Source organism: Pseudomonas sp. NFIX10 (assembly GCF_900111955.1).
Classification (GTDB): Bacteria; Pseudomonadota; Gammaproteobacteria; order Pseudomonadales; family Pseudomonadaceae; genus Aquipseudomonas; species Aquipseudomonas fluorescens_AA.
The window spans coordinates 1-26,014 of sequence record NZ_FOKH01000038.1; the positions used below are offsets into that span (position 1 = coordinate 1).

The following is a 26,014-nucleotide window of genomic DNA, read 5'->3' on the forward strand; positions in this document are numbered from 1 at the left end:
CCCGGTCGCGTGGGATATCCAGCCGCAGCGGACCATCTCCGGTCAAAACGGTTTTTCCACTCTTGCCATTGCGCTGATTAGTTTCATCCTCCGGGCGCTGCGCGCCCGGGGGATAGCCCAAGTGGTGGCCGAGTTCAGCGGTCAAGGCTCGTTCAATCAGGGCCTTCTTGAACGCTGCCGAGGCGTCCTCGATGGCTTCCGCTGTCATCAGCCCCTCACCAAACTGCTCAAGCAGCTCTTTGGGGATTTTGGGCAGGTCACGCAGGGGTTTCTTTTTGGTTGGCATACATGCACCTCTTACTCATGTTATGCCCGAACACAAAATTTCTGACACTCCCCTGGACACATGATGTCTAAATACCGCAAACCCAGTGTGGGAGCGAGCTTGCTCGCGATGACGATCTGTCAGACACATCCAGCCAAGAGTCAGCCCGGCATCCAAAAATCAACGGGCCTAGCCTTTGATGACCTGATCATTGGAGAGGCGAAGGAATGCCTGATCTACCTGCTTCACATCGCTTGCGCACTGGCCGTTACGGTGAGTTGAATCGAATCTATTTATTGACCACTAACACGGTTGGGCGAAAGCCGATTTTCCAGGATTTCGCTTTAGGCAGATTGGTCGTTGAACAATTTCGGTGTGCCCAGGATAAGAAATGGGCGAAGTCATTGGCGCGGGTGGTTATGCCTGATCATTTCCATTGGTTGATTGAATTGCAGCAAGGCTCGTTGAATGAGTTGATGCAAAAAACCAAGTCTTTAAGTGCTCGGGCGGTGAACCTGTCCTCTGGGCGACAAGGTAGCCTGTGGCAACAGGGATACCATGACCGAGCGCTGCGGCGCGAGGAGGACTTGGTCAAGCTCGCTCGCTACGTTGTCGCCAACCCGCTGCGGGCAGGTCTGGTGACGCGATTGGGTGACTATCCACTGTGGGATGCGATATGGGTTCAATCTGAAGTCGAGGTGCCTTCAATCGCGAGCAAGCTCGCTCCCACAGGGTTGATGCTGGACACATAATGTCTAGACACCGCAAACCCAGTGTGGGAGCGAGCTTGCTCGCGATTGAAGGCAACTCGGTCTTCAGTCTGGTTCACACCCCTTCAACACCAACCGAATGATCGTCTGCGCCGCGGCTTCGTAATCCGCTTCATCCAGCTTCGCCTTGCCGGTCACGGCGCTGATCTGCCAGTCGAAGTCGGCATAGGTCTGGGTGGCGGCCCAGATGCTGAACATCAGGTGGTTGGGGTCGATGGGGGCGATCTGGCCGCGGTCGATCCAGCTCTGGATGCAGGTGATGTTGTGCCGGGCCTGGGCGTTGAGTTGTTCCACCAGATCGGGGCTCAGGTGGGGGGCGCCGTGCATGATTTCGCTGGCGAAGACTTTCGAGGCGAAGGGCAGGTCGCGGGAGATGCGGATCTTGGAGCGGATGTAATGGCTCAGCACCTCGCCGGGCACACCGTCGGCATTGAACGGTGTCGAGGCCTGGAGAATCGGCTCGATGATGCTTTCCAGCACCTCGCGGTAGAGGTTTTCCTTGGATTTGAAGTAGTAGTAGACGTTGGGTTTGGGCAGGCCTGCCTTGGCCGCGATGTCGCTGGTCTTGGTCGCGGCGAAGCCCTTGTCGGCAAATTCTTCGCTGGCGGCACGCAGGATCAATTCTTTGTTGCGCTCGCGGATTGTGCTCATAAACCCAGGGGTTCCTTGCCTGTTCTGGCGGAGGCGCATGGTAGCACCGGCTTCGCGCGACGCTCAAGAATGCCCCAAGGCGCCGCGGCTCGCGGTATGCTGCGCGGCATTATTATTCAAGGAGCCCCTTCATGGCTGGAAGCAGTTTGCTGGTATTGATCGACGACATCGCCACCGTGCTCGACGATGTCGCGCTGATGACCAAGATGGCCGCCAAGAAAACCGCCGGCGTGCTGGGCGACGACCTGGCGCTCAATGCCCAGCAAGTGTCGGGCGTGCGTGCCGAGCGGGAGCTGCCAGTGGTGTGGGCGGTGGCCAAGGGATCGTTCATCAACAAATTGATCCTGGTGCCGTCGGCGCTGGCGATCAGCGCCTTCGTCCCTTGGTTGGTGACGCCGTTGTTGATGGTGGGCGGCGCCTATTTATGCTTCGAGGGGTTCGAAAAGCTCGCCCACAAGTTCCTTCACAGCAAGGCCGAGGACCAGGCCGAACATGCGCAACTGGTCGAGGCGGTGGCGGATCCGGCGGTCGATCTGGTGGCTTTTGAAAAGGACAAGATCAAGGGCGCTGTACGCACCGACTTCATCCTCTCGGCCGAAATCATCGCCATCACCCTCGGCACCGTCGCCGACGCAGCACTGACCCAGCAGGTGATCGTCCTGTCGGGCATCGCCATCGTCATGACCATTGGCGTCTATGGCCTGGTGGCCGGGATCGTCAAGCTCGATGACCTGGGACTCTGGTTGACGCACAAGCCAGGCCAGGCCGCCAAAAGCATCGGCGGTGCGATCCTGAGTGCGGCACCCTACATGATGAAAAGCCTGTCGGTGATCGGCACCGCGGCGATGTTCCTGGTGGGCGGTGGCATCCTGACCCATGGCGTGCCAGTGGTGCATCACTGGATCGAAGGCGTGACGGCCAGCGCCGGTGGTGCCGGGTTTATCGTGCCGACGTTGCTCAATGCCGTGGCGGGGATCGTCGCAGGGGCGGCGGTGTTGGTGGGAGTGACGGCGGTCGGCAAGGTTTGGAAAGCGCTGAAAGGCTGAAGCTGACAACCGTTAACTGCTCTCGACCTCGGGTCGGGGCCAGCTAATACATTTGGAAAAATCAATGATCGAAACCTTTCAATTGCTGACGCTGTATGTGCTTTCTGTCGTGGTGTTCTGCTTGGTTGCCGGGCGCTTCCCTTTGCTCGCCCCTGAAGCACAGCACCGGGTCTCGTCGTTGGATGGCCTGCGTGGAGTCCTTGCAACAGCGGTGGTGGTTCACCACTTCGCCATCACCTTTATGTGGCACAGCACCGGAACCTGGCAAGTCACTGACAGCCGCGTCATCAACAATATGGGGGCCGTACCGGTGTCCTTGTTCTTTATGATCACGGGCTACCTTTTTACACAAAAAGTGATCAGAGGGCAGCCCAAGTGGGGCCCGCTGCTTTCCTCTCGATTGCGTCGCATCTTCCCAATGTACATCGCGTCTGTTCTTTTGGTTGCCGCTATCAGTTTCTACCAGACAAGGGGAGAGCTAAGCCCATTGCTCGACAATTTTGCCGCATTCGGCAGCTGGTTAATTTTCCTGGGAGGACCGATCAATGGATTTCCAGACAGCAAACTGATTAACGCTTCTGTGCAGTGGACACTGATGTATGAGGCGCTTTTCTATCTCTCGCTCCCGCTCATATACTGCCTGTTCCGTCGCCGGCTGCCGATCCTCGCCTTGCTGATTTCCATTGGCGCAATTGCAATCTTGTGGTCGGAGTATCATCACGTATTTCACAAGCGGTACATCAAGCTATTTCTGGTGGGTATGGCTGTCGCCTTTTTTGAACCTCGGCTGCGCAAGACGTCGCTCAGCTTTTCAAATCTCTGGTGCTCTCTTATTGCCGCCGGGATCCTGCTTGCGAGTCTGAAGATGCGCTCATATTCAACGGGGCAGATGTTGATTCTCGGTATTCCGTTTGGACTGTTCGTTCTTGGCAACAACCTGCACGGACTCTTGGAACATAAGGGGTTAAAAGTACTCGGGGAAGCGAGCTACAGTATCTATCTGCTGCACGGTATCGTGATCTACAGTTTGTTCAGCCTACTGAAAATATACAACTTCACAGAATACACACCCGTTGGCTATGCATGGTATTTGCCGCTTATCATTCTGGCGGTGAGCGCGTTGAGCGTTTTGACCTATTGGTCAATCGAGCGACCATTCATCATATCGCCCCTCAAGAGGCTTGATAGAGCAGTCGAGAAAATATGATTGCCAAATGCGTTCTGATCCATCGATCAGAATGGATGCTGTGTGACAGACATTCGTAATAATTCAGCTACAAATTCCGGAAGACCCCGGTATCTTTAACCTTTTTTACGAGAACGAAATGGCCTATCTGCCTCCCGATATTACATCGCAAAAGCTCCTGATCGTTTGTCGGGACGTCGGTGGTTATGTCAAGCGGCTTAGCGATTACTTATCCGAAAATAACGAGGTCACTTTCGTTGATCTGTCTGCACCGCGCGATGAGATTCGGTTTCTGCCCGGAAAGCTGCGACGATGGCTGAAGAAATTCCTGACAGTTCGTGCAGCGCGCCGCCAGATTCAAAAGGCCGGGAAAGTCGACTCTGTACTCATCATCAATCCCGCGCAGATCGATATCACTCTTGTCGATCAGGCAATGGTTGCAGGACAGCAGACAGTCGCGTTCCTGTCTGACGGTGTTGCAAGACTTGCCATGTCGGTTGCTCAGTTAGCCCGTTTCGACAAGGTCTACACTTTCGACGATGCAGACGCCCGGGAATATGGGTATCGGAAGCTCAGTAACTACATCTACGAGCTCAATACAGAGCTTGAAACTACGCGTGAATACAAGGCGTTTGTAGTGATGGCGGGTAAGAATCGCATTGACGTGCTGGGCAGAATTGCAGCGGAATTTGATCGTCTTGGCCACACCAATTATAAGTTCCTGGTACAAAGCAAGGTGATCGAAAACGCCAGCCCCGCTATCACTTTTTTCAGGGAAAGAATGTCGCTCGAGGAAGTTGGCGACCTGATTAGACGCTCGGAAATCCTGATCGATATCGTCCGGCCGGGTCATGCAGGCCTGAGCTTTCGCTTCTTCGACGCTTTGTTCTACCGGAAGAAGATCATCACCAACAATCCGTCGGTAATGAATTACGATTTTTATGATGCGCGGAACATTCTGGTCATTGACAGTGACTGCCCTGTTATCCCGCCGTCATTTCTCGTTGAGGAGTACATTGATCCACCTGCGGATGTGGTCCAGAAGTACAGCATGAGTAGCTGGGCGAGCGAAGTGTTTGCTCCACTTGCCGATGATCGGCGATAGGGCCTGCTGCGCCACAATGCATAGCCCTGTACTGTGAAAAGCCCCCCGTCATCGAGAATGCCGGGGGGCTTTTTGTTTATGGGACGCCAGGCAGGTGGAGTCAGTTATTAAGCACATCCGCACAAGGCGCAACTGCACTCTTGCGCGGGATTACTCCGCGATCTGCAACTTGCGCGATTCGGTGTACACGTAACGCACCTTCTCATACTCGAAGGGCGTGTTCAGTTGCCCATAGCGGAAACTGGTCTGGTAGCGCTTGTCGACGCCGCGCAGGAGCAGCAACTCCGGGTGGTTGGAGCTGACTTCGGAGACGTTCAGGAAGTTGATCGCCGATTCGGCCGTGTAGTCCACCAGCAGGCCCGAGGTGTCGCGCAGGTTCGACGGGCCGAAGATCGGCAGCACGAAATACGCGCCGGCCGGTACGCCATAGAAGCCGAGGGTCTGGCCGAAGTCTTCGCTCTGGCGCGGCAGGCCCATGGCGGTGGCCGGGTCCCACAGGCCGGCGATGCCCACAGTGGTGTTGAGCAGCAGCCGCGCCGTGGTTTCCATTGAACGCTTGCCCTTGAATTGCAGCAGGCTGTTCATCAGGTTCGGCACGTCCCCCAGGTTGTTGAAGAAATTGCTGACCCCGGTGCGCACGAAGCCAGGGGTAATGTAGCGATAGCCATCGACGACGGGCAGGAAGACCCATTGGTCGAAGCGGTAGTTGAAGTGATAGACCCGGCGGTTCCAGGATTCCAGCGGGTCATAGACGTTCAACGCGTTGAGGGTCGAGCGCTCGAACTCGCGCTGGTCCAGCCCCGGGTTGAACTTGAGTTTGGTCAGCGGTTCCTTGAAACCGTCCGAATCCACCACCACAGGCGCATTGGCTTTGCTGTTGTCGGCGTGGACCATGCCCGCACTCATTAACGCAGCGATAAGCAGCAGATATTTAGCCACGGAAAAACTCCAGCATGGCGTCGCTGTTGACGCGGTAGTTAAGGTTGCCGCAGTGGCCGCCCAGCGGATAAACCGTCAGGCGATCGCCAAAGGTCTTGCGCAGGAAGCCCAGGTCGCCCGGGCCGAGAATGACGTCGTCGGCATTGTGCATGACGGCAATCTTCGGGCTGTCGTGCAGGTAATCCTTCAGCGCGTACAGGCTGACCTGGTCGACCAGTTGCAGCAGGCTGCCGCCGTCGGTGCGCGCGCGCCACATCGGGATCACCTGCTCGGTGAGGTAACAGTCGAAATCGCATTGCAGCGCACGCTTGAGGAACGGCGTCAGGCTGGTGCTTTCGGTGATCGGGAACTTGGGGGGGATGATCAGGCCGCGACGGTTGATCAGGTCCGAGGTGAACGCGATGTCCGCCGCCGAGAAACGGAACGAGGTGCCGATCAACATCGCCATCTGTTCATTGCTCAGGTGCTGCTTGGACTGTTGGAAGTCGTAGAGCAGGGCATCGTTGAGGTCGATGTAGCCTTTTTGCTGGAAGTAACGGGTCAGCTTGTTCAGTACCAGTTCATAGAAGGTCGTGGTGCTGTTGATGCCCTTGACTTCGGTCTGGACCAGTTTGTCCAGGTTGGTGATCGAGGTGTAGAGGTTCACCGGCGGGTTCAGCAGCAGCACTTTCTTGAAATTGAAGCTGCGCCGGGTTTCGTCCAGGTGGGCGACAAAGGCCGCATCCAGGGCGCCGAGGCTGTAGCCAGTCAGGTAGTACTCGGTCACCGGCAGCTTGGGGTTCTGCGCGCGCACGGCCTGCATCACCCGGTACATGTCCTCGGCGTCTTCCTTGGAAATGCCCGGCGTGGCAAAGCGCGAAGCGGCACTCATGAAGTCGAAACTGGTGGGCGAGGACAACTGCACCACGTGGTAGCCGGCCTTGTAGTAGAGGCGCTTGAGGTATTCGTTGAGGGTGCTGTCGTAGCGCGCACCGGTGCCGGCGATCAGGAAGATCAGCGGCGCGGGCTTGTCCTGGGTGGCCATGCGGTAGGTGAGGCTTTTTACCGGCCAGAAGTTGTCCGGCAGGATGAACTCGCGTTCCGGGCGCAGGGTCAGGCTGTGGTCCGCCTGATTGATGTCTTCGATCAGCGGCAGCTCCGGACGCAGGTCCGGCGGCGTGGTGGCGATGGTCGCCTCGAACGGGTTGGTCAAGGGGTAGCCATAGCTGGCGGCGTCAATATCTGCCGCCAGCGCGGACGCACTCAGGATAAGGCCGCCGAGGAGGGCAGCGAAGCGCAAGGAACGGAGCATGACTGGATCCCTTAGAGGAAGGTGCCGAATGAAGTTCGCAGCCTATGACCACCGAAGCGGAGCCAAGTGCCATGATGGGCACAAAACAGGCACGGACGGGGCGCGATAGTAGCGGGACGATACACGGTCATGTGCAGTTACGGCTAGTTATCTGGCATTTACCGGATTTTGGCCTGCAAATCTCACGTGTGAGGAAGCGCCAATTGCCTGGAAACAGTAGCTGGCGTTCTGATGTCGTTTCTCGTTGCTTCGACGTCGCAGACAGAGCAGGTTGCGCAACGTCACAGGTTGATGATCGATCCTGTCAGTACTCCACTGGCGTTCAGACCGGTTTGAGGGCGAGCGTGATGGGGGCGCTGAGCATCATAACTATACGTTGACGCCGCCCGGCATCCGTCGGGCGCAGCACTTTCGGGGAAGTAACGATGAAGATGCGACGACTCTTGGGCGCAGGTGCCGCACTGGTACTGGCCATCAGTTCCACCTTGGCCAGCGCCGAAACCAAAACCCTGAGCATCGGTTACGTTGACGGCTGGTCCGACAGCGTCGCGACCACCCACGTGGCCGCCGAAGTGATCAAGCAAAAACTCGGTTATGACGTGAAGCTGCAAGCGGTCGCGACCGGGATCATGTGGCAAGGCGTGGCCACCGGCAAACTCGACGCGATGCTCTCGGCCTGGCTGCCGGTGACTCACGGCGACTATTGGACCAAGAACAAGGACTCGGTAGTCGATTACGGCCCCAACTTCAAGGACGCAAAAATCGGCCTGATCGTGCCGGAGTACGTCAAGGCCAAGTCGCTCGAGGATCTCAAGACCGACGACTCCTTCAAGAAGCGCATCGTCGGCATCGACGCCGGTTCAGGCGTGATGCTCAAGACCGAACAGGCAATCAAGGATTACGACCTGACCGGTTATCAACTCAAGGCCAGTTCCGGCGCCGGCATGATCGCCGAGCTGACCCGTGCCGAGAAGAAAAACGAATCCATCGCGGTCACCGGTTGGGTGCCGCACTGGATGTTCGCCAAGTGGAAACTGCGCTTCCTGGAAGACCCGAAAGGCGTCTACGGCGCGGCTGAGACTGTAAACAGCATCGGCAGCAAGGAACTGGGCACCAAGGCCCCGGAAGTGGTCGAGTTCCTGAAGAAATTCCAATGGGCGTCGAAAGACGAGATCGGCGAAGTCATGCTGGCGATCCAGGAAGGCGCCAAGCCGGACGCCGCTGCCAAGGACTGGGTCGCCAAGCACCCGGACCGCGTGAAGGAGTGGACCGGCAAGTAATCAATCTGATTTAGCTGGCTCGCGAAGCCGCATGACGTTGTGTCATGCGGCTTTTTTGTGCCTGTAATTCTTCGATGGGTGCCGGACCCCTTTGTGGGAGCGAGCTTGCTCGCGATAGCGATGTGTCTGCTTGCATCGATGTTGAATGTGGCGCCGTCATCGCGAGCAAGCTCGCTCCCACAGGGGGGATTACGAATAATGTGCGGAAAACTGGCAAAACCGTCATGTCGTTCTAATACTAAGGTCGTCTGGAACCTGGCCTTGAGCCGCATAGAGTAGGGTCGTTCCAATTAAATCTGTGCTGCGAGGATAAAAACAATGAACGACAGCATTTACCTCTCGATTCAAAACAGCCCGCGCTTCAAGGAGCTGGTGAGAAAAAGGGAAAGGTTCGCCTGGATTCTCTCGGCGATCATGCTTGGGCTGTATTCCGGCTTCATTCTTCTGATCGCCTATGGGCCACACATTCTCGGGGCCAAGATCACGCCTGAGTCCACCATCACCTGGGGTATTCCCATCGGTGTCGGCCTGATTCTCTCGGCCTTCGTCCTGACCGGTATCTACGTGCGACGTGCCAACGGCGAGTTCGACGACCTGAACAATGCGATTCTCAAGGAGGCTCAGCAATGATCCGGCGTCTACTGGCTCTATTGAGCATCGCGGCATTCGCACCGGGCGCCTGGGCGGCTGATGCACTGACCGGTGCCGTGCAGAAACAACCCCTCAACGTCGCGGCTATCCTGATGTTCGTGGCCTTCGTCGGCGCGACTTTATATATCACCTACTGGGCGTCCAAGAAAAACAACTCGGCGGCCGACTATTATGCGGCCGGCGGCAAGATCACCGGGTTCCAGAATGGCCTGGCAATCGCGGGCGACTACATGTCGGCGGCGTCCTTCCTGGGCATTTCCGCGCTGGTGTTCACCTCCGGTTATGACGGCCTGATCTACTCCATCGGCTTCCTGGTGGGCTGGCCGATCATCCTGTTCCTGATCGCTGAACGCCTGCGCAACCTGGGTAAATATACCTTTGCCGACGTGGCGTCCTATCGCCTCGGGCAAACCCAGATCCGCAGTCTGTCCGCCTGCGGCTCGCTGGTGGTGGTGGCGTTCTACCTGATCGCGCAAATGGTCGGTGCCGGCAAGCTGATCCAGCTGCTGTTCGGCCTGGACTACCACGTTGCGGTGATCCTGGTGGGTATCCTGATGTGCCTCTACGTGCTGTTCGGCGGCATGCTGGCCACCACTTGGGTGCAGATCATCAAGGCGGTCTTGCTGCTGTCGGGTGCTTCGTTCATGGCGTTGATGGTCATGAAACACGTCAACTTCGACTTCAACATGCTGTTTGCCGAAGCGGTGAAGGTTCACCCTAAAGGCGAGGCGATCATGAGCCCCGGCGGCTTGGTGAAGGATCCGATCTCGGCCTTCTCCCTGGGCCTGGCGCTGATGTTCGGTACCGCTGGCCTGCCGCACATCCTGATGCGCTTCTTCACCGTGAGCGACGCCAAGGAAGCGCGCAAGAGCGTGCTGTATGCCACCGGCTTCATCGGTTACTTCTACATCCTGACCTTCATCATCGGCTTCGGCGCGATCCTGCTGGTCAGCACCAACCCGGCCTTCAAGGACGCGGCAGGTGCCTTGCTGGGCGGTAACAACATGGCGGCGGTGCACCTGTCCAACGCTGTGGGCGGTAGCATCTTCCTGGGCTTCATTTCGGCGGTGGCGTTCGCGACCATCCTGGCGGTGGTAGCGGGCCTGACCCTGGCCGGTGCCTCGGCGGTGTCCCATGACCTGTATGCCAGCGTGATCAAGAAAGGCAAGGCCAACGAGAAGGACGAGATTCGCGTCTCGAAAATCACCACCATCGCCCTGGCGGTGCTGGCGATCGGCCTGGGTATCCTGTTCGAGAAGCAGAACATCGCGTTCATGGTGGGCCTGGCGTTCTCCATCGCGGCGAGCTGCAACTTCCCGGTACTGCTGCTTTCGATGTACTGGAAGAAGCTGACCACCCGTGGCGCCATGGTCGGCGGCTGGCTGGGCCTGGTCAGTGCCGTGGGCCTGATGATCCTCGGCCCGACCATCTGGGTGCAGATCATGGGTCACGAGAAGGCGATCTTCCCGTATGAGTACCCGGCGCTGTTCTCGATGATCATTGCGTTCGTCGGCATCTGGTTCTTCTCCATCACCGACAAGTCGGCTGAAGGCGCAAACGAACGGGCGTTGTTCTTCCCGCAGTTCGTGCGTTCGCAGACTGGCCTGGGGGCGAGTGGGGCGGTTAAACATTGATGTAGCGGTCAATGCTTGAAGAAATACCCCGGTCGAGAGGCTGGGGTATTTTTTTGTGCCGGGTTTAAGGGTGGCAGGGCTGCCGTCATCGCGAGCAAGCTCGCTCCCACAGGGGATCTCCAGTGAGCACGGGGTTTGTATTAACAGGTCAACTGTGGGAGCGAGCTTGCTCGCGATGGCGTCGGGACTGTCAATGCCGCTTCTGGATCAGATGAAAAGAGGCATAAACAAAACAGCCCCTGCTCTTATATAAGAAGCAGGGGCTGTTTCGGTGCAGCTTGGGGCCTATTGCAAGGCGGGTCTTACTTGCGGTCTTCCAGCTGGGTGATGTCACGCGACTCGTAGCCGGTGTACAGCTGGCGCGGGCGGCCGATCTTGTACGGGCTGGAGAGCATTTCCTTCCAGTGGGAGATCCAGCCGACGGTCCGCGCCAGGGCGAAAATCACGGTGAACATGCTGGTTGGAATGCCGATCGCCTTGAGGATGATCCCCGAGTAGAAGTCGACGTTCGGGTACAGCGAGCGCTCGATGAAGTACGGGTCGGTCAGGGCGATCTCTTCCAGGCGCATGGCCAGTTCGAGTTGCGGATCGTTCTTGATCCCCAGTTCCTTGAGCACTTCGTCGCAGGTCTGCTTCATTACGGTAGCGCGCGGGTCGCGGTTCTTGTAGACCCGGTGACCGAAGCCCATCAGCTTGAACGGATCGTTCTTGTCCTTGGCCTTGGCGATGAACTTGTCGATGTTCGAGACATCGCCGATTTCATCGAGCATGGTCAGCACCGCTTCGTTCGCACCGCCGTGGGCAGGGCCCCAGAGTGCGGCGATGCCGGCGGCGATACAGGCGAACGGGTTGGCGCCCGAAGAGCCGGCCAGGCGTACGGTGGACGTGGAGGCGTTCTGCTCGTGGTCGGCATGGAGGATGAAGATCCGGTCCATGGCCTTGGCGAGCACCGGGCTGATCGGTTTGATCTCGCACGGGGTGTTGAACATCATATGCAGGAAGTTCTCTGCATAGGTCAGGTCGTTGCGCGGGTACATCATGGGCTGGCCCATGGAGTACTTGTAGACCATGGCTGCCAGGGTCGGCATCTTCGCCACCAGGCGGATCGCGGAGATTTCGCGATGCTGGGGGTTATTGATGTCCAGGGAGTCGTGGTAGAAGGCCGAGAGCGCGCCGACAACGCCGCACATGACGGCCATCGGGTGGGCATCGCGACGGAAGCCGTTGAAGAAGGTCTTCAACTGCTCGTGAACCATGGTGTGGTTCTTCACGGTGCTGACGAACTGGGCTTTTTGCTCGGCGGTTGGCAGTTCGCCGTTGAGCAGCAGGTAGCAGGTTTCCAGGTAGTCCGATTTTTCAGCCAGTTGCTCGATCGGGTAGCCGCGGTGCAGCAGGATGCCGTTGTCGCCGTCGATGTAGGTGATTTTCGACTCGCACGAGGCGGTCGACATGAAACCTGGGTCAAAGGTGAAACGGCCCGTGGCCGTCAGGCCCCGTACGTCGATTACATCGGGACCAACGGTGCCGGTTAAAATGGGCAGCTCGACGGGGGCTGCGCCCTCGATGATCAACTGCGCTTTTTTGTCAGCCATGTGGCCTCCTATTAATGCTTGAAATCATCAGACAGACCCCCCACGCAGGGCCCGCACCACTATAGTGAGATAAATCCGAAAGTCAATTTGCCTAAAGTCTTGCTCCAGAAGGCTTTAACCGCACTTTTTCCGCGAAATTACCTGCCGTTTACGCCTTTTGCGCCATATGTGCAATGCGCTATTAGGGGAAGGTGAACGCGTTGTCATTAGTAGCCTAACTGTCTATACTCGGCCACCGACCGCCAGGGGCTTTTGGGCCTGCTTTCTTGGGGGTCGTCACTCCCTGGGTGGTGAGTACCTGACCAGTGCGCGCCCCAACAACTTTGCCCTGATTGTTAGGGGCTCTTCAGTGTGAAAAAAAAGCCGTGAAAAGCCAACGACCTGTAAACCTAGACCTAAGGACCATCAAACTCCCAGTCACTGCTTACACGTCCATTCTTCACCGTATTTCCGGTGTCATCCTCTTCGTCAGCCTGGCCATCATGCTTTATGCATTGGACAAGTCGCTCGATTCGGAAGAAGGCTTCGGTCAGGTGAAAGCGTGTCTGACCAGTCCGCTAGCCAAGCTAGTGATTTGGGGCATCCTGTCCGCCTTGCTGTATCACTTGGTCGCCGGTGTGCGCCACTTGATCATGGACATGGGCATCGGTGAGACGCTGGAAGGCGGCAAGCTGGGCTCGAAAATCATTATCGCCGTGTCTGCGGTGCTGATCGTTCTGGCAGGAGTCTGGATATGGTAACCAACGTCACGAACCTTTCGCGTTCGGGCCTTTACGACTGGATGGCCCAGCGTGTGTCTGCGGTCGTTCTCGCGGCTTACTTCATTTTCCTGATCGGATATGTCGTGGCAAACCCTGGCCTGGGCTATGCCCAATGGCATGAACTGTTCGCAAACAACTGGATGCGTATCTTCAGTCTGCTGGCACTTGTCGCACTGGGCGCTCACGCCTGGGTCGGCATGTGGACCATCGCGACCGACTACCTGACGCCCATGGCGTTCGGCCAGTCGGCGACTGCCGTACGTTTCCTTTTCCAGGCAGTATGCGGCGTTGCGATGTTCGCTTACTTCGTCTGGGGTGTGCAGATTCTCTGGGGTATCTGATCCATGGCTAACATTCCAACGATTTCTTTCGACGCCATCATCATTGGTGGTGGCGGTGCCGGCATGCGCGCAGCGCTGCAACTGGCACAGGGCGGTCACAAGACTGCCGTGATCACCAAGGTTTTCCCGACGCGCTCGCACACCGTTTCCGCCCAGGGCGGCATTACCTGCGCCATCGCTTCGGCCGACCCGAACGATGACTGGCGCTGGCACATGTACGATACCGTCAAGGGTTCCGACTACATCGGTGACCAGGACGCTATCGAATACATGTGTCAGGAAGGCCCGGCCGCGGTGTTCGAGCTGGACCACATGGGCATGCCCTTCTCGCGTACCGAGCAAGGTCGTATCTACCAGCGTCCGTTCGGTGGCCAGTCCAAGGACTACGGCAAGGGCGGCCAGGCCGCGCGTACTTGCGCGGCGTCCGACCGTACCGGTCACGCACTGCTGCACACCCTGTACCAGGGCAACCTGAAAGCCGGTACCACGTTCCTGAACGAGTACTACGCCGTCGACCTGGTGAAGAACCAGGACGGCGCCTTCGTCGGTGTGATCGCGATCTGCATCGAAACCGGCGAAACCACCTACATCCGCGCCAAGGCCACCGTACTGGCGACCGGCGGTGCGGGCCGTATCTACGCATCCACCACCAATGCCCTGATCAACACCGGTGACGGCGTCGGCATGGCCCTGCGTGCTGGCGTGCCGGTACAAGACATCGAAATGTGGCAGTTCCACCCGACCGGCATCGCCGGCGCCGGTGTACTGGTGACCGAAGGGTGCCGTGGTGAAGGTGGTTACCTGATCAACAAGCACGGCGAGCGTTTCATGGAACGTTATGCGCCGAACGCCAAGGACCTCGCCGGTCGTGACGTTGTGGCTCGTTCGATGGTTAAAGAAATCATCGCCGGCAACGGCTGTGGCCCGAATGGCGACCACGTGCTGCTCAAGCTCGATCACCTGGGCGAGGAAGTGCTGCACAGCCGCCTGCCAGGCATCTGCGAGCTGTCGAAGACCTTCGCCCACGTCGACCCGGTCGTCGCGCCGGTTCCAGTGGTTCCAACCTGCCACTATATGATGGGCGGCGTTGCCACCAACATTCACGGCCAGGCGATCACCCAGAACGCCGAAGGCGTGGACGAAATCATCCCTGGCCTGTTCGCAGTGGGTGAAGTGGCGTGCGTATCGGTCCACGGTGCCAACCGCCTGGGCGGCAACTCGCTGCTCGACCTGGTGGTCTTCGGTCGCGCTGCCGGCCTGCACCTGGAGAAAGCGCTGTCCGACGGTATCGAATATGACGATGCCACCGACGCCAACATCGAAGCTGCCCTGGCGCGTCTGTCCGCTCTGAACCAGCGTACCGAAGGCGAAGACGTGGCAACCCTGCGTCGCGAGCTGCAGAGCTGCATGCAGAACTACTTCGGTGTGTTCCGTACCGGCGAATACATGCAGAAGGGTATCGCCCAGCTGGCGCAATTGCGTGAACGAATCGCCAACGTGAAGATCAACGATAAGTCGCAGGCGTTCAACACTGCCCGTATCGAAGCGCTGGAATTGCAGAACCTGCTGGAAGTGGCCGAAGCCACCGCCATCGCCGCAGAAGTGCGTAAAGAGTCCCGTGGTGCCCACGCCCGCGAAGACTTCGAAGACCGTGACGACGAAAACTGGCTGTGCCACACCTTGTACTTCCCGGGTGAAAAACGCGTCGCCAAGCGTGCCGTGAACTTCTCGCCGAAGACTGTTCCGACTTTCGAACCAAAAGTCCGGACTTATTAAGGGTGACCGCTATGTTGCAAGTCAGTGTTTATCGCTACAACCCTGATCAGGACGCTGCGCCGTTCATGCAGGACTTCCAGGTCGATACCGGTGGTAAGGACCTGATGGTGCTGGACGTGCTGGCCCTGATCAAAGAGCAGGACGAGGGGTTTTCCTATCGTCGCTCTTGCCGCGAGGGCGTTTGCGGCTCCGACGGCATGAACATCAACGGCAAGAACGGCCTGGCCTGCATCACGCCGTTGTCGGCCGTGGTCAAGGGCAACAAGCTGATGATTCGTCCATTGCCAGGTTTGCCGGTTATCCGTGACCTGGTCGTCGATATGAGCATCTTCTACAAGCAATACGAGAAGGTGAAGCCATTCCTGCAGAACGATACGCCGGCTCCGGCCATCGAGCGTCTGCAGTCTCCGGAAGAGCGTGAGAAGCTCGACGGTCTGTACGAGTGCATCCTGTGCGCTTGCTGCTCGACCTCGTGCCCATCCTTCTGGTGGAACCCGGACAAGTTCCTGGGCCCGGCCGCCCTGCTGCAAGCGTACCGCTTCCTGGCAGACAGCCGTGACACCAAGACGTCCGAGCGTCTGGCTTCGCTGGATGACCCGTTCAGCGTATTCCGCTGCCGCGGGATCATGAACTGCGTCAACGTTTGCCCGAAAGGCCTGAACCCGACTAAGGCCATCGGTCACATTCGTAACATGCTGCTGCAAAGCGGCGTGTGATTCAGCTGCTGTACCCGTAGGACCGTTGTACCCGTAAAGGCCAGGGCGCGGGCTTCAACCCGCGTCTTGGCTATAACCAGAACAGCCGCTCACAAAGCGGTGGTTCTTATTTTGAAGAAATGAGACAAGCAGGGGCATCCGGGCTGGTACCCGGACTATCAGCGTGATCCTAAGTGGCTTGTTTTAGTCGCTGCACTCGGACTTCTGCAAGTTTGCTCGGTGTTTTCGCCGGTGGTGTTCCCCTAATCGAGGGTGACCAAGCATGCAAGAAAGCGTGATGCAGCGCATGTGGAACAGTGCCCACCTCTCCGGTGGTAACGCTGCCTATGTGGAAGAGCTCTACGAACTCTACCTGCACGACCCTAACGCTGTGCCAGAAGAATGGCGCACCTACTTTCAGAAGCTACCGGCCGACGGTAATTCTGCCACTGATGTTTCGCACTCGACGATTCGCGATCATTTTGTGTTGCTGGCAAAGAACCAGCGCCGCGCTCAACCGGTGTCTGCCGGCAGCGTGAGCTCCGAGCACGAGAAGAAGCAAGTTGAAGTATTGCGACTGATCCAGGCCTACCGGATGCGTGGCCACCAGGCAGCCCAGCTTGACCCGCTGGGGCTGTGGCAGCGTCCTGCACCTGCAGACCTGTCGATCACTCACTACGGCTTGACCAATGCCGACCTTGATACGACCTTCCGTGCCGGCGACCTGTTCATCGGCAAAGAGGAAGCGAGCCTACGCGAAATTCACGAAGCGTTGCAGCAGACATATTGCCGCACCATCGGCGCTGAATTTACGCACATCACCGATTCCGAGCAGCGCCAGTGGTTCCAGCAGCGTCTGGAAAGCGTTCGTGGCCGTCCGACGTACTCCGCCGACATCAAGAGCCACTTGCTCGAGCGCGTCACCGCCGGTGAAGGCCTGGAGAAATACCTGGGCACCAAGTACCCGGGTACCAAGCGTTTCGGCCTGGAAGGCGGCGAAAGCCTGATTCCGATGCTCGACGAGCTGATCCAGCGTTCCGGTTCCTACGGCACCAAGGAAGTCGTCATCGGCATGGCCCACCGTGGCCGCTTGAACGTACTGGTCAACACCTTCGGCAAGAACCCGCGCGAACTGTTCGACGAGTTCGAAGGCAAGAAGAAGGTCGAGTTGGGTTCCGGTGATGTGAAATACCACCAGGGCTTCTCGTCCAACGTGATGACCTCCGGCGGCGAAGTCCACCTGGCCATGGCGTTCAACCCGTCTCACCTGGAAATCGTTTCCCCGGTGGTCGAGGGGTCGGTCCGTGCCCGCCAGGATCGTCGCAACGATCCGACCGGCGAGAAGGTACTGCCGATTTCCATCCACGGTGACGCGGCATTCGCCGGTCAGGGTGTGGTCATGGAAACCTTCCAGATGTCGCAGACCCGCGGTTTCAAGACCGGCGGCACCGTGCACATCGTGATCAACAACCAGGTTGGCTTCACCATCAGCAACCCGGAAGACTCGCGTTCCACCGAGTACGCGACCGACGTCGCGAAAATGATCCAGGCGCCGATCCTCCATGTGAATGGCGATGATCCGGAAGCCGTGCTGTTCGTGACCCAGCTGGCCATCGACTACCGCATGCAGTACAAGCGCGACGTGGTGATCGACCTGGTCTGCTACCGTCGTCGCGGCCACAACGAGGCCGACGAGCCAAGCGGCACCCAGCCCCTGATGTACCAGCAGATCGCCAAGCAGCGCACCACCCGTGAGCTGTATGCCGAGCGCCTGACCCAGGGCGGTGTTCTGGATGCCGAGCGCGTCCAGGAAAAAGTCGACGAATACCGCAACGCCCTGGACAACGGCCTGCACGTGGTAAAAAGCCTGGTCAAGGAACCGAACAAAGAGCTGTTCGTGGACTGGCGTCCATACCTGGGCCACGCCTGGACCGCGCGTCACGACACCCGTTTCGACCTCAAGACCTTGCAGGAACTGTCCGCCAAGCTGCTGGAAATCCCGGAAGGCTTCGTGGTCCAGCGCCAGGTCGCGAAGATCTACGAAGACCGGCAGAAGATGCAAGCCGGCGGCCTGCCGATCAACTGGGGTTATGCCGAAACCATGGCGTACGCGACCCTGGCGTTCGAAGGCCACCCGATTCGCATCACCGGCCAGGACGTAGGCCGCGGCACTTTCTCGCACCGCCACGCGGCGCTGCACAACCAGAAAGACGCCAGCACCTACATCCCGCTGCAACACCTGTACAAGGGCCAGCCACGTTTCGACCTGTACGATTCGCTGCTGTCCGAGGAAGCCGTCCTGGCGTTCGAATATGGCTACTCCACCACCGAGCCCAACGCGCTGGTGATCTGGGAAGCCCAGTTCGGCGACTTCGCCAACGGTGCCCAGGTGGTTGTCGACCAGTTCATCACCAGCGGCGAGCACAAGTGGGGCCGTCTCTGCGGTCTGACCATGCTGTTGCCACACGGTTATGAAGGGCAGGGGCCGGAGCACTCGTCGGCACGTCTGGAACGCTACCTGCAGCTGTGCGCCGAGCACAACGTCCAGGTTTGCGTACCGACGACACCGGCGCAGATCTACCACCTGCTGCGTCGTCAGGTCATCCGTCCGCTGCGCAAGCCGCTGATCGTGCTGACACCGAAGTCGCTGCTGCGTCACAAACTGGCGATCTCCACGCTCGAAGACCTGGCCGAAGGCTCGTTCCAGACCGTTATTCCGGAAATCGACACGCTGGACGCGGCGAAGGTGACTCGCCTGATCCTGTGCAGCGGCAAGGTCTACTACGACCTGCTGGAAAAACGTCGTGCCGAAGGCCGCGAAGACATCGCCATCGTGCGTATCGAGCAGCTCTATCCGTTCCCGGAAGAAGACCTGATGGAGGCCATCGCGCCTTACACCAACCTCACCCACGTGGTGTGGTGTCAGGAAGAACCGATGAACCAGGGCGCCTGGTACAGCAGCCAGCATCACCTGCGTCGCAGCATCGGCAACCATAACAAGGCCCTGGGCCTGGAATATGCCGGCCGTGATGCTTCCGCTGCACCTGCGTGTGGTTATGCGTCGATGCACGCCGAGCAGCAGGAAAAACTGCTGCAAGATGCTTTCACTGTTTAAGCCTTCGTGCTGACTGAAACCGAATTTTAAGGACCCACAGATAATGGCTATCGAAATCAAAGCCCCGTCATTCCCGGAATCGGTTGCCGATGGCACCGTTGCCACCTGGCACAAGAAACCAGGCGACGCTGTAAAGCGTGACGACCTGATCGTCGACATCGAGACCGACAAAGTCGTTCTGGAAGTGTTGGCCGAAGCTGACGGCGTGCTCGGCGCAATCGTTGCCGAAGAGGGCGCTACCGTCCTGTCCAACCAGGTATTGGGCTCGATCGAAGAGGGCGGCACCGCTGCCGCTGCTCCGGCCGCCGCTGCTGCTCCTGCCGCTGCCCAGGCCGCAGCGCCTGCTGCCGACGGCGAAGACGATCCAGTCGCCGCTCCGGCCGCGCGCAAGATCGCCGAAGAGAACGGCATCAACATCGCTTCCGTTGCCGGCACCGGCAAGGGCGGTCGTGTGACCAAGGAAGACGTGGTGGCAGCCGTTGCCGCCAAGAAAGCCGCGCCAGCCGCCGCACCGGCCAAGCCAGCCGCACCTGCCGCCGCCGCTCCGGTGTTCGCTGCCGGTGATCGCGTTGAAAAACGCGTTCCGATGACCCGCCTGCGTGCCAAGGTTGCCGAGCGTCTGGTCGAAGCACAGTCGAACATGGCGATGCTGACCACCTTCAACGAAGTCGACATGACCGAAGTCATGGCCCTGCGTTCGAAGTACAAGGATCTGTTCGAGAAGTCCCACAATGGCGTACGCCTGGGCTTCATGTCGTTCTTCGTCAAGGCTGCCACCGAAGCGCTGAAGCGCTTCCCGGCGGTCAACGCGTCGATCGACGGTTCCGACATCGTCTACCACGGTTATGCCGATATCGGCGTCGCCGTTTCCAGCGACCGTGGCCTGGTGGTTCCGGTCCTGCGCAACGCCGAACTGATGAGCCTGGCCGAAATCGAAGGCGGCATCGCCACCTTCGGCAAGAAGGCCCGTGACGGCAAGCTGTCCATCGAAGAGATGACCGGCGGTACGTTCACCATCACTAACGGTGGTACATTCGGTTCGATGATGTCGACCCCGATCGTCAACCCGCCACAGGCGGCTATCCTGGGCATGCACAACATCCTGCAGCGTCCGATGGCGATCAACGGTCAAGTCGTGATTCGTCCGATGATGTATCTGGCACTGTCCTACGATCACCGCCTGATCGACGGCAAAGAAGCCGTGACGTTCCTGGTCACCATCAAGAACCTGCTTGAAGATCCGGCTCGTCTGCTGCTGGATATCTGATTTTCGCCGCGAGGGCCGGTCTGTCGACCGGCCTCTTGCTGAAACAACCGGTTTCGTCCCTCGACGGTCACCACAAGTGATCGTCCGGTTTGATTCGAAAAGGAATGACTCATGACTCAGAAATTCGACGTGGTAGTGATTGGTGCGGGCCCTGGCGGCTACGTAGCGGCCATCAAGGCTGCGCAACTGGGCCTTACCACTGCCTGCATCGAGAAATACACCGATGGCGAGGGCAAGCAGGCCCTCGGCGGTACTTGCCTGAACGTCGGTTGCATTCCTTCCAAGGCGCTGCTGGACAGCTCCTGGAAATACAAGGAAGCGAAAGAAAGCTTCAACGTTCACGGTATCTCTACCGGTGAAGTGAAGATGGACGTCGCCGCGATGGTTGGTCGCAAGGCTGGCATCGTCAAGAACCTGACCAGCGGTGTTGCCACCCTGTTCAAGGCCAACGGTGTGACCTCGATCCAGGGCCACGGCAAGCTGCTGCTGGGCAAGAAAGTCGAAGTGACCAAGCCAGACGGCTCGGTTGAAGTGATCGAAGCCGAAAACGTCATCCTGGCGCCAGGCTCGCGTCCGATCGACATTCCACCGGCTCCGGTCGACCAGAACGTGATCGTCGATTCCACCGGTGCCCTGGAATTCCAGAGCGTACCAAAACGCCTGGGCGTGATCGGCGCCGGCGTGATCGGCCTCGAGCTGGGTTCGGTATGGTCGCGCCTGGGCGCGCAAGTGACCGTTCTCGAAGCCCTCGACACCTTCCTGATGGCGGCTGACGCTGCGGTTTCCAAGGAAGCGCTGAAAACCCTGACCAAACAGGGCCTGGACATCAAGCTGGGCGCTCGCGTGACCGGTTCGAAGGTCAACGGCGAAGAAGTCGTAGTGACCTACACCGACGCCAACGGCGAACAGACCATCACTTTCGACAAGCTGATCGTTGCGGTCGGCCGTCGTCCGGTGACCACCGACCTGCTGGCTGCCGATAGCGGCGTGGACCTCGACGAACGCGGTTTCATCAAGGTTGATGATTTCTGCGCCACCACCGTGCCAGGCGTCTACGCCATCGGCGACGTGGTTCGCGGCATGATGCTGGCGCACAAGGCGTCCGAGGAAGGCATCATGGTCGTCGAGCGCATCAAGGGCCACAAGGCCCAGATGAACTATGACCTGATCCCGTCGGTTATCTACACCCACCCGGAAATCGCATGGGTCGGCAAGACCGAGCAGGCCTTGAAAGCCGAAGGCGTTGAAGTTAACGTCGGCACCTTCCCGTTCGCCGCCAGTGGCCGTGCCATGGCAGCCAACGATACCGGCGGTTTCGTGAAAGTCATCGCCGATGCCAAGACGGATCGCGTATTGGGCGTTCACGTGATTGGCCCAAGCGCTGCCGAGCTGGTACAGCAAGGCGCGATCGGTATGGAATTCGGCACCAGCGCTGAAGACCTGGGCATGATGGTCTTCTCCCATCCGACCCTGTCCGAAGCCTTGCACGAAGCGGCCCTGGCCGTAAATGGCGGCGCCATCCACGTGGCCAACCGCAAGAAGCGTTAATAGACAATAAGAAACCACGGCGGTATGGCCCGTCGTGAGCCTTGCGAGCAAGACTCACCGCGGAATATCCGCTGGACGCAGCCTTGCGTAGCGGCACCGGTTCACCGGAACGCTGCGCAAGCAGCAGTCACAGGTGGTGCGGCACCAAAAATGGTGCAGCACCGAATGCGCAGTACCTAACGAAGACGGTAATAAGCATGAATCTTCACGAGTATCAGGGTAAGCAGCTGTTCGCTGAATACGGCCTGCCAGTATCCACCGGCTACGCAGTAGACACCCCGGAAGCGGCAGCAGAAGCTTGCGACAAAATCGGCGGCAGCGAATGGGTTGTCAAAGCCCAGGTTCACGCCGGTGGTCGCGGTAAAGCGGGCGGCGTCAAGCTGGTTCGCAGCAAAGAAGACGCCAAAGCCTTCGCACAGCAGTGGCTGGGCAAGCGTCTGGTGACTTACCAGACTGACGCCAACGGTCAGCCAGTCACCAAGATCCTGGTTGAATCGTGCACTGATATCGCTAAAGAGCTGTACCTGGGCGCGGTCGTTGACCGTTCGAGCCGCCGTATCGTGTTCATGGCTTCCACCGAAGGTGGCGTGGACATCGAGAAAATCGCTCACGATACCCCTGAGAAAATCCTCAAGGCCACCATCGATCCACTGGTTGGCGCACAGCCATTCCAGGGCCGCGAGCTGGCATTCCAGCTAGGCCTGGAAGGCAAGCAGGTCACTCAATTCGCCAAGATCTTCGTAGGTCTGGCCAAGCTGTTCCAGGACCACGACCTGGCACTGCTGGAAGTGAACCCGCTGGTGATCAAGGCCGACGGCGACCTGCACTGCCTCGATGCCAAGATCAACATCGACGCCAACGCCATGTACCGTCAGCCTAAGCTGAAGACTTTCCACGATCCGTCCCAAGACGATCCGCGCGAAGCGCACGCTGCCAAGTTCGAACTGAACTACGTAGCCCTGGAAGGCAACATCGGCTGCATGGTCAACGGTGCCGGCCTGGCCATGGGTACCATGGACATCGTCAACCTGCATGGCGGCAAGCCAGCCAACTTCCTCGACGTGGGCGGCGGTGCTACCAAGGAACGCGTTACCGAAGCGTTCAAGATCATCCTGTCCGACACCAACGTCGCCGCAGTACTGGTCAACATCTTCGGCGGCATCGTTCGCTGCGACATGATTGCCGAAGGCATCATCGGCGCCGTGAAAGAAGTCGGCGTGAAAATCCCGGTTGTTGTTCGCCTCGAAGGCAACAACGCTGAGCTGGGCGCTAAAGTACTGGCAGAAAGCGGTTTGAACATCATCGCTGCTACCAGCCTGACCGACGCTGCTCAACAAGTCGTCAAAGCTGCGGAGGGCAAACAATGAGCGTCCTGATCAATAAAGACACCAAGGTTATCTGCCAGGGCATTACCGGTTCGCAAGGTAGTTTCCACACCCAGCAAGCCATCGAATACGGCACCAAGATGGTTGGCGGCGTAACCCCAGGCAAAGGCGGCACCGAGCACCTGGGCCTGCCCGTGTTCAACACCGTGAAAGACGCTGTAGCTGCCACTGGCGCCACCGCCAGCGTGATCTACGTTCCGGCTCCTTTCTGCAAGGACTCCATCCTTGAAGCGGCGTTCGGCGGCATCAAGCTGATCGTCTGCATCACCGAAGGCATCCCGACCATCGACATGCTGGAAGCCAAGGTCAAGTGCGACGAGCTGGGTATCACCCTGATCGGCCCTAACTGCCCAGGCGTGATCACCCCAGGCGAATGCAAGATCGGCATCATGCCAGGTCACATTCACTTGCCAGGCAAGGTCGGTATCGTTTCCCGTTCCGGCACCCTGACCTACGAAGCCGTGAAGCAGACCACTGACGCCGGTTTCGGTCAGTCGACTTGCGTCGGCATCGGCGGTGACCCGATCCCGGGTTCGAACTTCATCGACATCCTGAAGCTGTTCCAGGAAGACCCGAAGACCGAAGCGATCGTGATGATCGGTGAGATCGGCGGTTCGGCTGAAGAAGAAGCGGCTGCCTACATCAAGGCCAACGTGACCAAGCCGGTTGTTTCCTACATCGCGGGTGTGACTGCTCCTCCGGGCAAGCGCATGGGCCATGCTGGCGCAATCATCTCTGGCGGCAAAGGCACTGCAGACGAGAAATTCGCTGCACTGCAAGACGCAGGCGTGAAAACCGTGCGTTCGCTGGCAGACATCGGCAAGGCCCTGGCCGAGCTGACTGGCTGGGAAATGAAGAAGTAAGCTTCGGCTGACCTTTTCGTTCCAGCAACAAAGGCCACCTTCGGGTGGCCTTTGTCGTTTCTGGGTCCATGGCGCCAAGAGAGGGCCTCATCGCGAGCAAGCTCGCTCCCACAGTCGAGCGCATTTCATTGTGGGAGCGAGCTTGCTCGCGATGACGGAATGACAGCCCGCCAACCATTTACATGCAAAAACGCGACACGGGGACGTCGCGCATCGGATAGTTCGCCCCTTTACAGTGCGTTTTATCGCCAGATTCGTTAGGCTAGCAGCCATTTTTGCGACCGCTGCCCACAAGGAAGCGCCGCGCTAAACGGGTCGGTCCCATACGGATCGGCAGCATTTCCCTCTACCCTCGGGGAAATCCCTCTCTAAATTCCGATTCAGTAGTGTGGTTTCCTTAATGAAAGTGTTGAAAGGCCAGGACATCCTGGCGCTTGGTTTCATGACATTTGCCCTGTTCGTCGGGGCTGGCAACATCATCTTCCCGCCTATCGTTGGTTTGCAGTCCGGGCCTCATGTCTGGATGGCGGCGCTGGGCTTTTTGATCACGGCGGTCGGGCTGCCGGTCATCACGGTCGTGGCACTGGCCAAGGTGGGCGGGGCGATGGACGCCTTGAGCAGCCCCATCGGCAAGGTCGCCGGCGGGTTGCTGGCGGCGGTGTGCTACCTGGCCGTTGGCCCGTTGTTCGCCACACCGCGTACCGCTACCGTTTCGTTCGAAGTCGGCCTGGCGCCATTGACCGGCGAAAGCCCGCTGGCACTGTTCCTGTATAGCGCCGCGTATTTCCTGCTGGTGTTCTTCATCTCGCTCTACCCGGGCCGGCTGCTGGACACCGTCGGACGTTTCCTCGCTCCCCTGAAGATCATCGCCCTGGCCGTGCTCGGCATCGCCGCGTTTGCCTTGCCGGCCGGCGATATCGGCGTGGCGACCCCCGAATACGTGGCGGCGCCGTTCTCCCAGGGCTTCATCAATGGTTACCTGACCATGGATACCCTGGGCGCATTGGTGTTCGGGATCGTCATCGTCAACGCGATCCGCTCCCGGGGCGTCGAGTCGCCGGCCTTGATCACCCGCTACGCGATCATCGCCGGGCTGATTGCCGGGGTGGGCCTGGCGCTGGTCTATGTCAGCCTGTTCCGCCTGGGGTCGGGCAGCCATGAAGTGGCCATGGGCGCGACCAACGGCGCGGCGGTGCTGCATGCCTATGTGCAACACACCTTCGGCAGCCTGGGCAGCGGTTTCCTGGCGGTGCTGATTTCCCTGGCGTGCCTGGTGACTGCGGTCGGCCTGACCTGCGCCTGCGCCGAGTACTTCAGTCGCGTCCTGCCGCTGTCCTACAAGACCCTGGTGGTGATCCTGGCGGCCTTTTCGCTGCTGGTGTCCAACCTGGGCCTGACCAAGCTGATCGCGTTCTCGATTCCGGTCCTCACCGCGATCTACCCGCCGTGCATCGCCCTGGTGGCCTTGAGCTTCTGCAGGGACTTCTGGCACGAGCAGGGGCGCATCGTTGGCCCGGTGATGCTGGTGTCGTTCCTGTTTGGTCTGATCGATGCGCTCAAGGGCGCCGGCCTGGCGGACTGGATGCCGACGCAACTGGCCCACTTGCCGCTGAGCGAACAGGGCCTGGCCTGGCTGGTGCCTTCGGTGATGACTCTGGTGGTCGCGGTGGTGTGTGATCGCCTGCTGGGCAAGCGCAGCGAAGCACTGGCGTAAACAGCTTCAGGCAGATTCATCGGCCACAGCCGAAATGCCCCGTATCAATCGATACGGGGCATTTTTTTTGAGTACGGTGTCTTTTTCCGTGGGCTAACGTCGAAGCAGTGTCTTGAAAGGCTTGCATACAACCTTGTGG

22 protein-coding genes are annotated in these 26,014 nt (G+C 58.9%); 17 read left to right on the forward strand and 5 right to left on the reverse strand.

Annotation, left to right across the window (positions count from 1 at the left end; all coding sequences use genetic code 11):
* On the reverse strand, positions 1 to 286 hold a 286-nt coding region (locus BM321_RS25850), incomplete at its 3' end, for a transposase (protein ID WP_139236217.1).
* Positions 287 to 492: 206 nt separating this feature from the next.
* Between BM321_RS25850 and BM321_RS25855 the strand changes: the two genes are divergently transcribed.
* On the forward strand, positions 493 to 1,017 hold the full coding sequence (locus BM321_RS25855; protein WP_256573507.1) for an REP-associated tyrosine transposase: 525 nt from the start codon (positions 493 to 495) through the stop codon (positions 1,015 to 1,017).
* Positions 1,018 to 1,080: 63 nt separating this feature from the next.
* On the opposite strand, the gene BM321_RS25860 is transcribed toward BM321_RS25855, so the two are convergent.
* The gene (locus tag BM321_RS25860; RefSeq protein ID WP_092445642.1) at positions 1,081 to 1,686 is read right to left on the reverse strand and encodes a TetR/AcrR family transcriptional regulator; all 606 of its coding nucleotides are present in this window, start codon (positions 1,684 to 1,686) and stop codon (positions 1,081 to 1,083) included.
* A 131-nt stretch (positions 1,687 to 1,817) separates the two neighbouring features.
* On the opposite strand from BM321_RS25860, the gene BM321_RS25865 reads away from it, so the two are divergent.
* The 3 genes from BM321_RS25865 to BM321_RS25875 all read left to right on the forward strand — a co-directional run bounded on the left by BM321_RS25865 (position 1,818) and on the right by BM321_RS25875 (position 5,023).
* Positions 1,818 to 2,732: a DUF808 domain-containing protein gene (locus BM321_RS25865; RefSeq protein ID WP_092445644.1), complete on the forward strand. Its 915-nt coding sequence runs from the start codon at positions 1,818 to 1,820 to the stop codon at positions 2,730 to 2,732.
* A 64-nt stretch (positions 2,733 to 2,796) separates the two neighbouring features.
* Positions 2,797 to 3,939 carry an acyltransferase family protein gene (locus BM321_RS25870; RefSeq protein WP_092445645.1) on the forward strand — a complete coding sequence of 381 codons (1,143 nt, stop codon included), beginning with the start codon at positions 2,797 to 2,799 and terminating at the stop codon, positions 3,937 to 3,939.
* Between the two features lie 118 nt (positions 3,940 to 4,057).
* Entirely contained in the window at positions 4,058 to 5,023 is a 966-nt protein-coding gene (locus tag BM321_RS25875; RefSeq protein WP_092445647.1) for a WaaS/CpsH family glycosyltransferase, read from the forward strand.
* Between the two features lie 150 nt (positions 5,024 to 5,173).
* On the opposite strand, the gene BM321_RS25880 is transcribed toward BM321_RS25875, so the two are convergent.
* Both BM321_RS25880 and BM321_RS25885 read right to left on the reverse strand, forming a co-directional pair.
* Positions 5,174 to 5,962: an MlaA family lipoprotein gene (locus tag BM321_RS25880; RefSeq protein WP_092201786.1), complete on the reverse strand. Its 789-nt coding sequence runs from the start codon at positions 5,960 to 5,962 to the stop codon at positions 5,174 to 5,176.
* Positions 5,955 to 7,253, reverse strand: a complete 1,299-nt coding sequence (locus BM321_RS25885; RefSeq protein WP_060741153.1) for an alpha/beta fold hydrolase — start codon at positions 7,251 to 7,253, stop codon at positions 5,955 to 5,957. The genes BM321_RS25880 and BM321_RS25885 overlap by 8 nt, the downstream gene beginning before the upstream one ends.
* Before the next feature lie 425 nt (positions 7,254 to 7,678).
* On the opposite strand from BM321_RS25885, the gene BM321_RS25890 reads away from it, so the two are divergent.
* The 3 genes from BM321_RS25890 (at position 7,679) to BM321_RS25900 (ending at position 10,818) form a co-directional block, all read left to right on the forward strand.
* Positions 7,679 to 8,533: a glycine betaine ABC transporter substrate-binding protein gene (locus BM321_RS25890; RefSeq protein WP_092445649.1), complete on the forward strand. Its 855-nt coding sequence runs from the start codon at positions 7,679 to 7,681 to the stop codon at positions 8,531 to 8,533.
* Between the two features lie 318 nt (positions 8,534 to 8,851).
* Positions 8,852 to 9,163, forward strand: a complete 312-nt coding sequence (locus BM321_RS25895) for a DUF485 domain-containing protein (protein WP_072393609.1) — start codon at positions 8,852 to 8,854, stop codon at positions 9,161 to 9,163.
* Positions 9,160 to 10,818 carry a cation acetate symporter gene (locus tag BM321_RS25900; protein ID WP_092445651.1) on the forward strand — a complete coding sequence of 553 codons (1,659 nt, stop codon included), beginning with the start codon at positions 9,160 to 9,162 and terminating at the stop codon, positions 10,816 to 10,818. Before BM321_RS25895 ends, BM321_RS25900 begins: the two co-directional genes overlap by 4 nt.
* A 302-nt stretch (positions 10,819 to 11,120) precedes the next feature.
* On the opposite strand, the gene gltA is transcribed toward BM321_RS25900, so the two are convergent.
* Positions 11,121 to 12,410: a citrate synthase gene (gene gltA / locus BM321_RS25905; protein ID WP_003204440.1), complete on the reverse strand. Its 1,290-nt coding sequence runs from the start codon at positions 12,408 to 12,410 to the stop codon at positions 11,121 to 11,123.
* 365 nt (positions 12,411 to 12,775) lie between these two features.
* Between gltA and sdhC the strand changes: the two genes are divergently transcribed.
* The 10 genes from sdhC (at position 12,776) to brnQ (ending at position 25,875) form a co-directional block, all read left to right on the forward strand.
* The gene (sdhC, locus tag BM321_RS25910; protein ID WP_003179220.1) at positions 12,776 to 13,150 is read left to right on the forward strand and encodes a succinate dehydrogenase, cytochrome b556 subunit; all 375 of its coding nucleotides are present in this window, start codon (positions 12,776 to 12,778) and stop codon (positions 13,148 to 13,150) included.
* A complete protein-coding gene (gene sdhD / locus BM321_RS25915; RefSeq protein WP_092445653.1) occupies positions 13,144 to 13,512 on the forward strand; it encodes a succinate dehydrogenase, hydrophobic membrane anchor protein in 369 nt (122 codons plus the stop codon). Before sdhC ends, sdhD begins: the two co-directional genes overlap by 7 nt.
* Before the next feature lie 3 nt (positions 13,513 to 13,515).
* Positions 13,516 to 15,288 carry a succinate dehydrogenase flavoprotein subunit gene (sdhA, locus tag BM321_RS25920; protein WP_092445655.1) on the forward strand — a complete coding sequence of 591 codons (1,773 nt, stop codon included), beginning with the start codon at positions 13,516 to 13,518 and terminating at the stop codon, positions 15,286 to 15,288.
* Between the two features lie 11 nt (positions 15,289 to 15,299).
* Positions 15,300 to 16,004, forward strand: coding sequence for a succinate dehydrogenase iron-sulfur subunit (locus tag BM321_RS25925; protein ID WP_092445657.1), 705 nt, complete (start codon positions 15,300 to 15,302; stop codon positions 16,002 to 16,004).
* A gap of 262 nt (positions 16,005 to 16,266) precedes the next feature.
* Complete coding sequence (locus tag BM321_RS25930; RefSeq protein WP_092445659.1) at positions 16,267 to 19,098, forward strand: 2-oxoglutarate dehydrogenase E1 component; 2,832 nt, start codon at positions 16,267 to 16,269, stop codon at positions 19,096 to 19,098.
* Positions 19,099 to 19,141: 43 nt separating this feature from the next.
* A complete protein-coding gene (gene odhB, locus BM321_RS25935; protein WP_092445661.1) occupies positions 19,142 to 20,365 on the forward strand; it encodes a 2-oxoglutarate dehydrogenase complex dihydrolipoyllysine-residue succinyltransferase in 1,224 nt (407 codons plus the stop codon).
* Positions 20,366 to 20,476: 111 nt separating this feature from the next.
* Positions 20,477 to 21,913 (forward strand): dihydrolipoyl dehydrogenase, encoded by a 1,437-nt coding sequence (gene lpdA / locus BM321_RS25940; protein ID WP_092445663.1) that lies wholly within the window; start codon positions 20,477 to 20,479, stop codon positions 21,911 to 21,913.
* A 197-nt stretch (positions 21,914 to 22,110) separates the two neighbouring features.
* On the forward strand, positions 22,111 to 23,280 hold the full coding sequence (sucC, locus tag BM321_RS25945; protein WP_092445665.1) for an ADP-forming succinate--CoA ligase subunit beta: 1,170 nt from the start codon (positions 22,111 to 22,113) through the stop codon (positions 23,278 to 23,280).
* A complete protein-coding gene (gene sucD / locus BM321_RS25950; protein WP_003179236.1) occupies positions 23,277 to 24,161 on the forward strand; it encodes a succinate--CoA ligase subunit alpha in 885 nt (294 codons plus the stop codon). Before sucC ends, sucD begins: the two co-directional genes overlap by 4 nt.
* A gap of 400 nt (positions 24,162 to 24,561) precedes the next feature.
* On the forward strand, positions 24,562 to 25,875 hold the full coding sequence (gene brnQ / locus BM321_RS25955) for a branched-chain amino acid transport system II carrier protein (protein ID WP_092445667.1): 1,314 nt from the start codon (positions 24,562 to 24,564) through the stop codon (positions 25,873 to 25,875).
* Positions 25,876 to 26,014: the final 139 nt, after the last annotated feature.

Coding starts and splice junctions, on each gene's coding strand:
- BM321_RS25855 (WP_256573507.1), top strand. CDS start 493: ATGCCTGATCTACCTGCTTCACATCGCTTGCGCACTGGCCGTTACGGT.
- BM321_RS25860 (WP_092445642.1), bottom strand. CDS start 1,686: ATGAGCACAATCCGCGAGCGCAACAAAGAATTGATCCTGCGTGCCGCC.
- BM321_RS25865 (WP_092445644.1), top strand. CDS start 1,818: ATGGCTGGAAGCAGTTTGCTGGTATTGATCGACGACATCGCCACCGTG.
- BM321_RS25870 (WP_092445645.1), top strand. CDS start 2,797: ATGATCGAAACCTTTCAATTGCTGACGCTGTATGTGCTTTCTGTCGTG.
- BM321_RS25875 (WP_092445647.1), top strand. CDS start 4,058: ATGGCCTATCTGCCTCCCGATATTACATCGCAAAAGCTCCTGATCGTT.
- BM321_RS25885 (WP_060741153.1), bottom strand. CDS start 7,253: ATGCTCCGTTCCTTGCGCTTCGCTGCCCTCCTCGGCGGCCTTATCCTG.
- BM321_RS25890 (WP_092445649.1), top strand. CDS start 7,679: ATGAAGATGCGACGACTCTTGGGCGCAGGTGCCGCACTGGTACTGGCC.
- BM321_RS25895 (WP_072393609.1), top strand. CDS start 8,852: ATGAACGACAGCATTTACCTCTCGATTCAAAACAGCCCGCGCTTCAAG.
- BM321_RS25900 (WP_092445651.1), top strand. CDS start 9,160: ATGATCCGGCGTCTACTGGCTCTATTGAGCATCGCGGCATTCGCACCG.
- gltA (WP_003204440.1), bottom strand. CDS start 12,410: ATGGCTGACAAAAAAGCGCAGTTGATCATCGAGGGCGCAGCCCCCGTC.
- sdhD (WP_092445653.1), top strand. CDS start 13,144: ATGGTAACCAACGTCACGAACCTTTCGCGTTCGGGCCTTTACGACTGG.
- sdhA (WP_092445655.1), top strand. CDS start 13,516: ATGGCTAACATTCCAACGATTTCTTTCGACGCCATCATCATTGGTGGT.
- BM321_RS25925 (WP_092445657.1), top strand. CDS start 15,300: ATGTTGCAAGTCAGTGTTTATCGCTACAACCCTGATCAGGACGCTGCG.
- BM321_RS25930 (WP_092445659.1), top strand. CDS start 16,267: ATGCAAGAAAGCGTGATGCAGCGCATGTGGAACAGTGCCCACCTCTCC.
- odhB (WP_092445661.1), top strand. CDS start 19,142: ATGGCTATCGAAATCAAAGCCCCGTCATTCCCGGAATCGGTTGCCGAT.
- lpdA (WP_092445663.1), top strand. CDS start 20,477: ATGACTCAGAAATTCGACGTGGTAGTGATTGGTGCGGGCCCTGGCGGC.
- sucC (WP_092445665.1), top strand. CDS start 22,111: ATGAATCTTCACGAGTATCAGGGTAAGCAGCTGTTCGCTGAATACGGC.
- sucD (WP_003179236.1), top strand. CDS start 23,277: ATGAGCGTCCTGATCAATAAAGACACCAAGGTTATCTGCCAGGGCATT.
- brnQ (WP_092445667.1), top strand. CDS start 24,562: ATGAAAGTGTTGAAAGGCCAGGACATCCTGGCGCTTGGTTTCATGACA.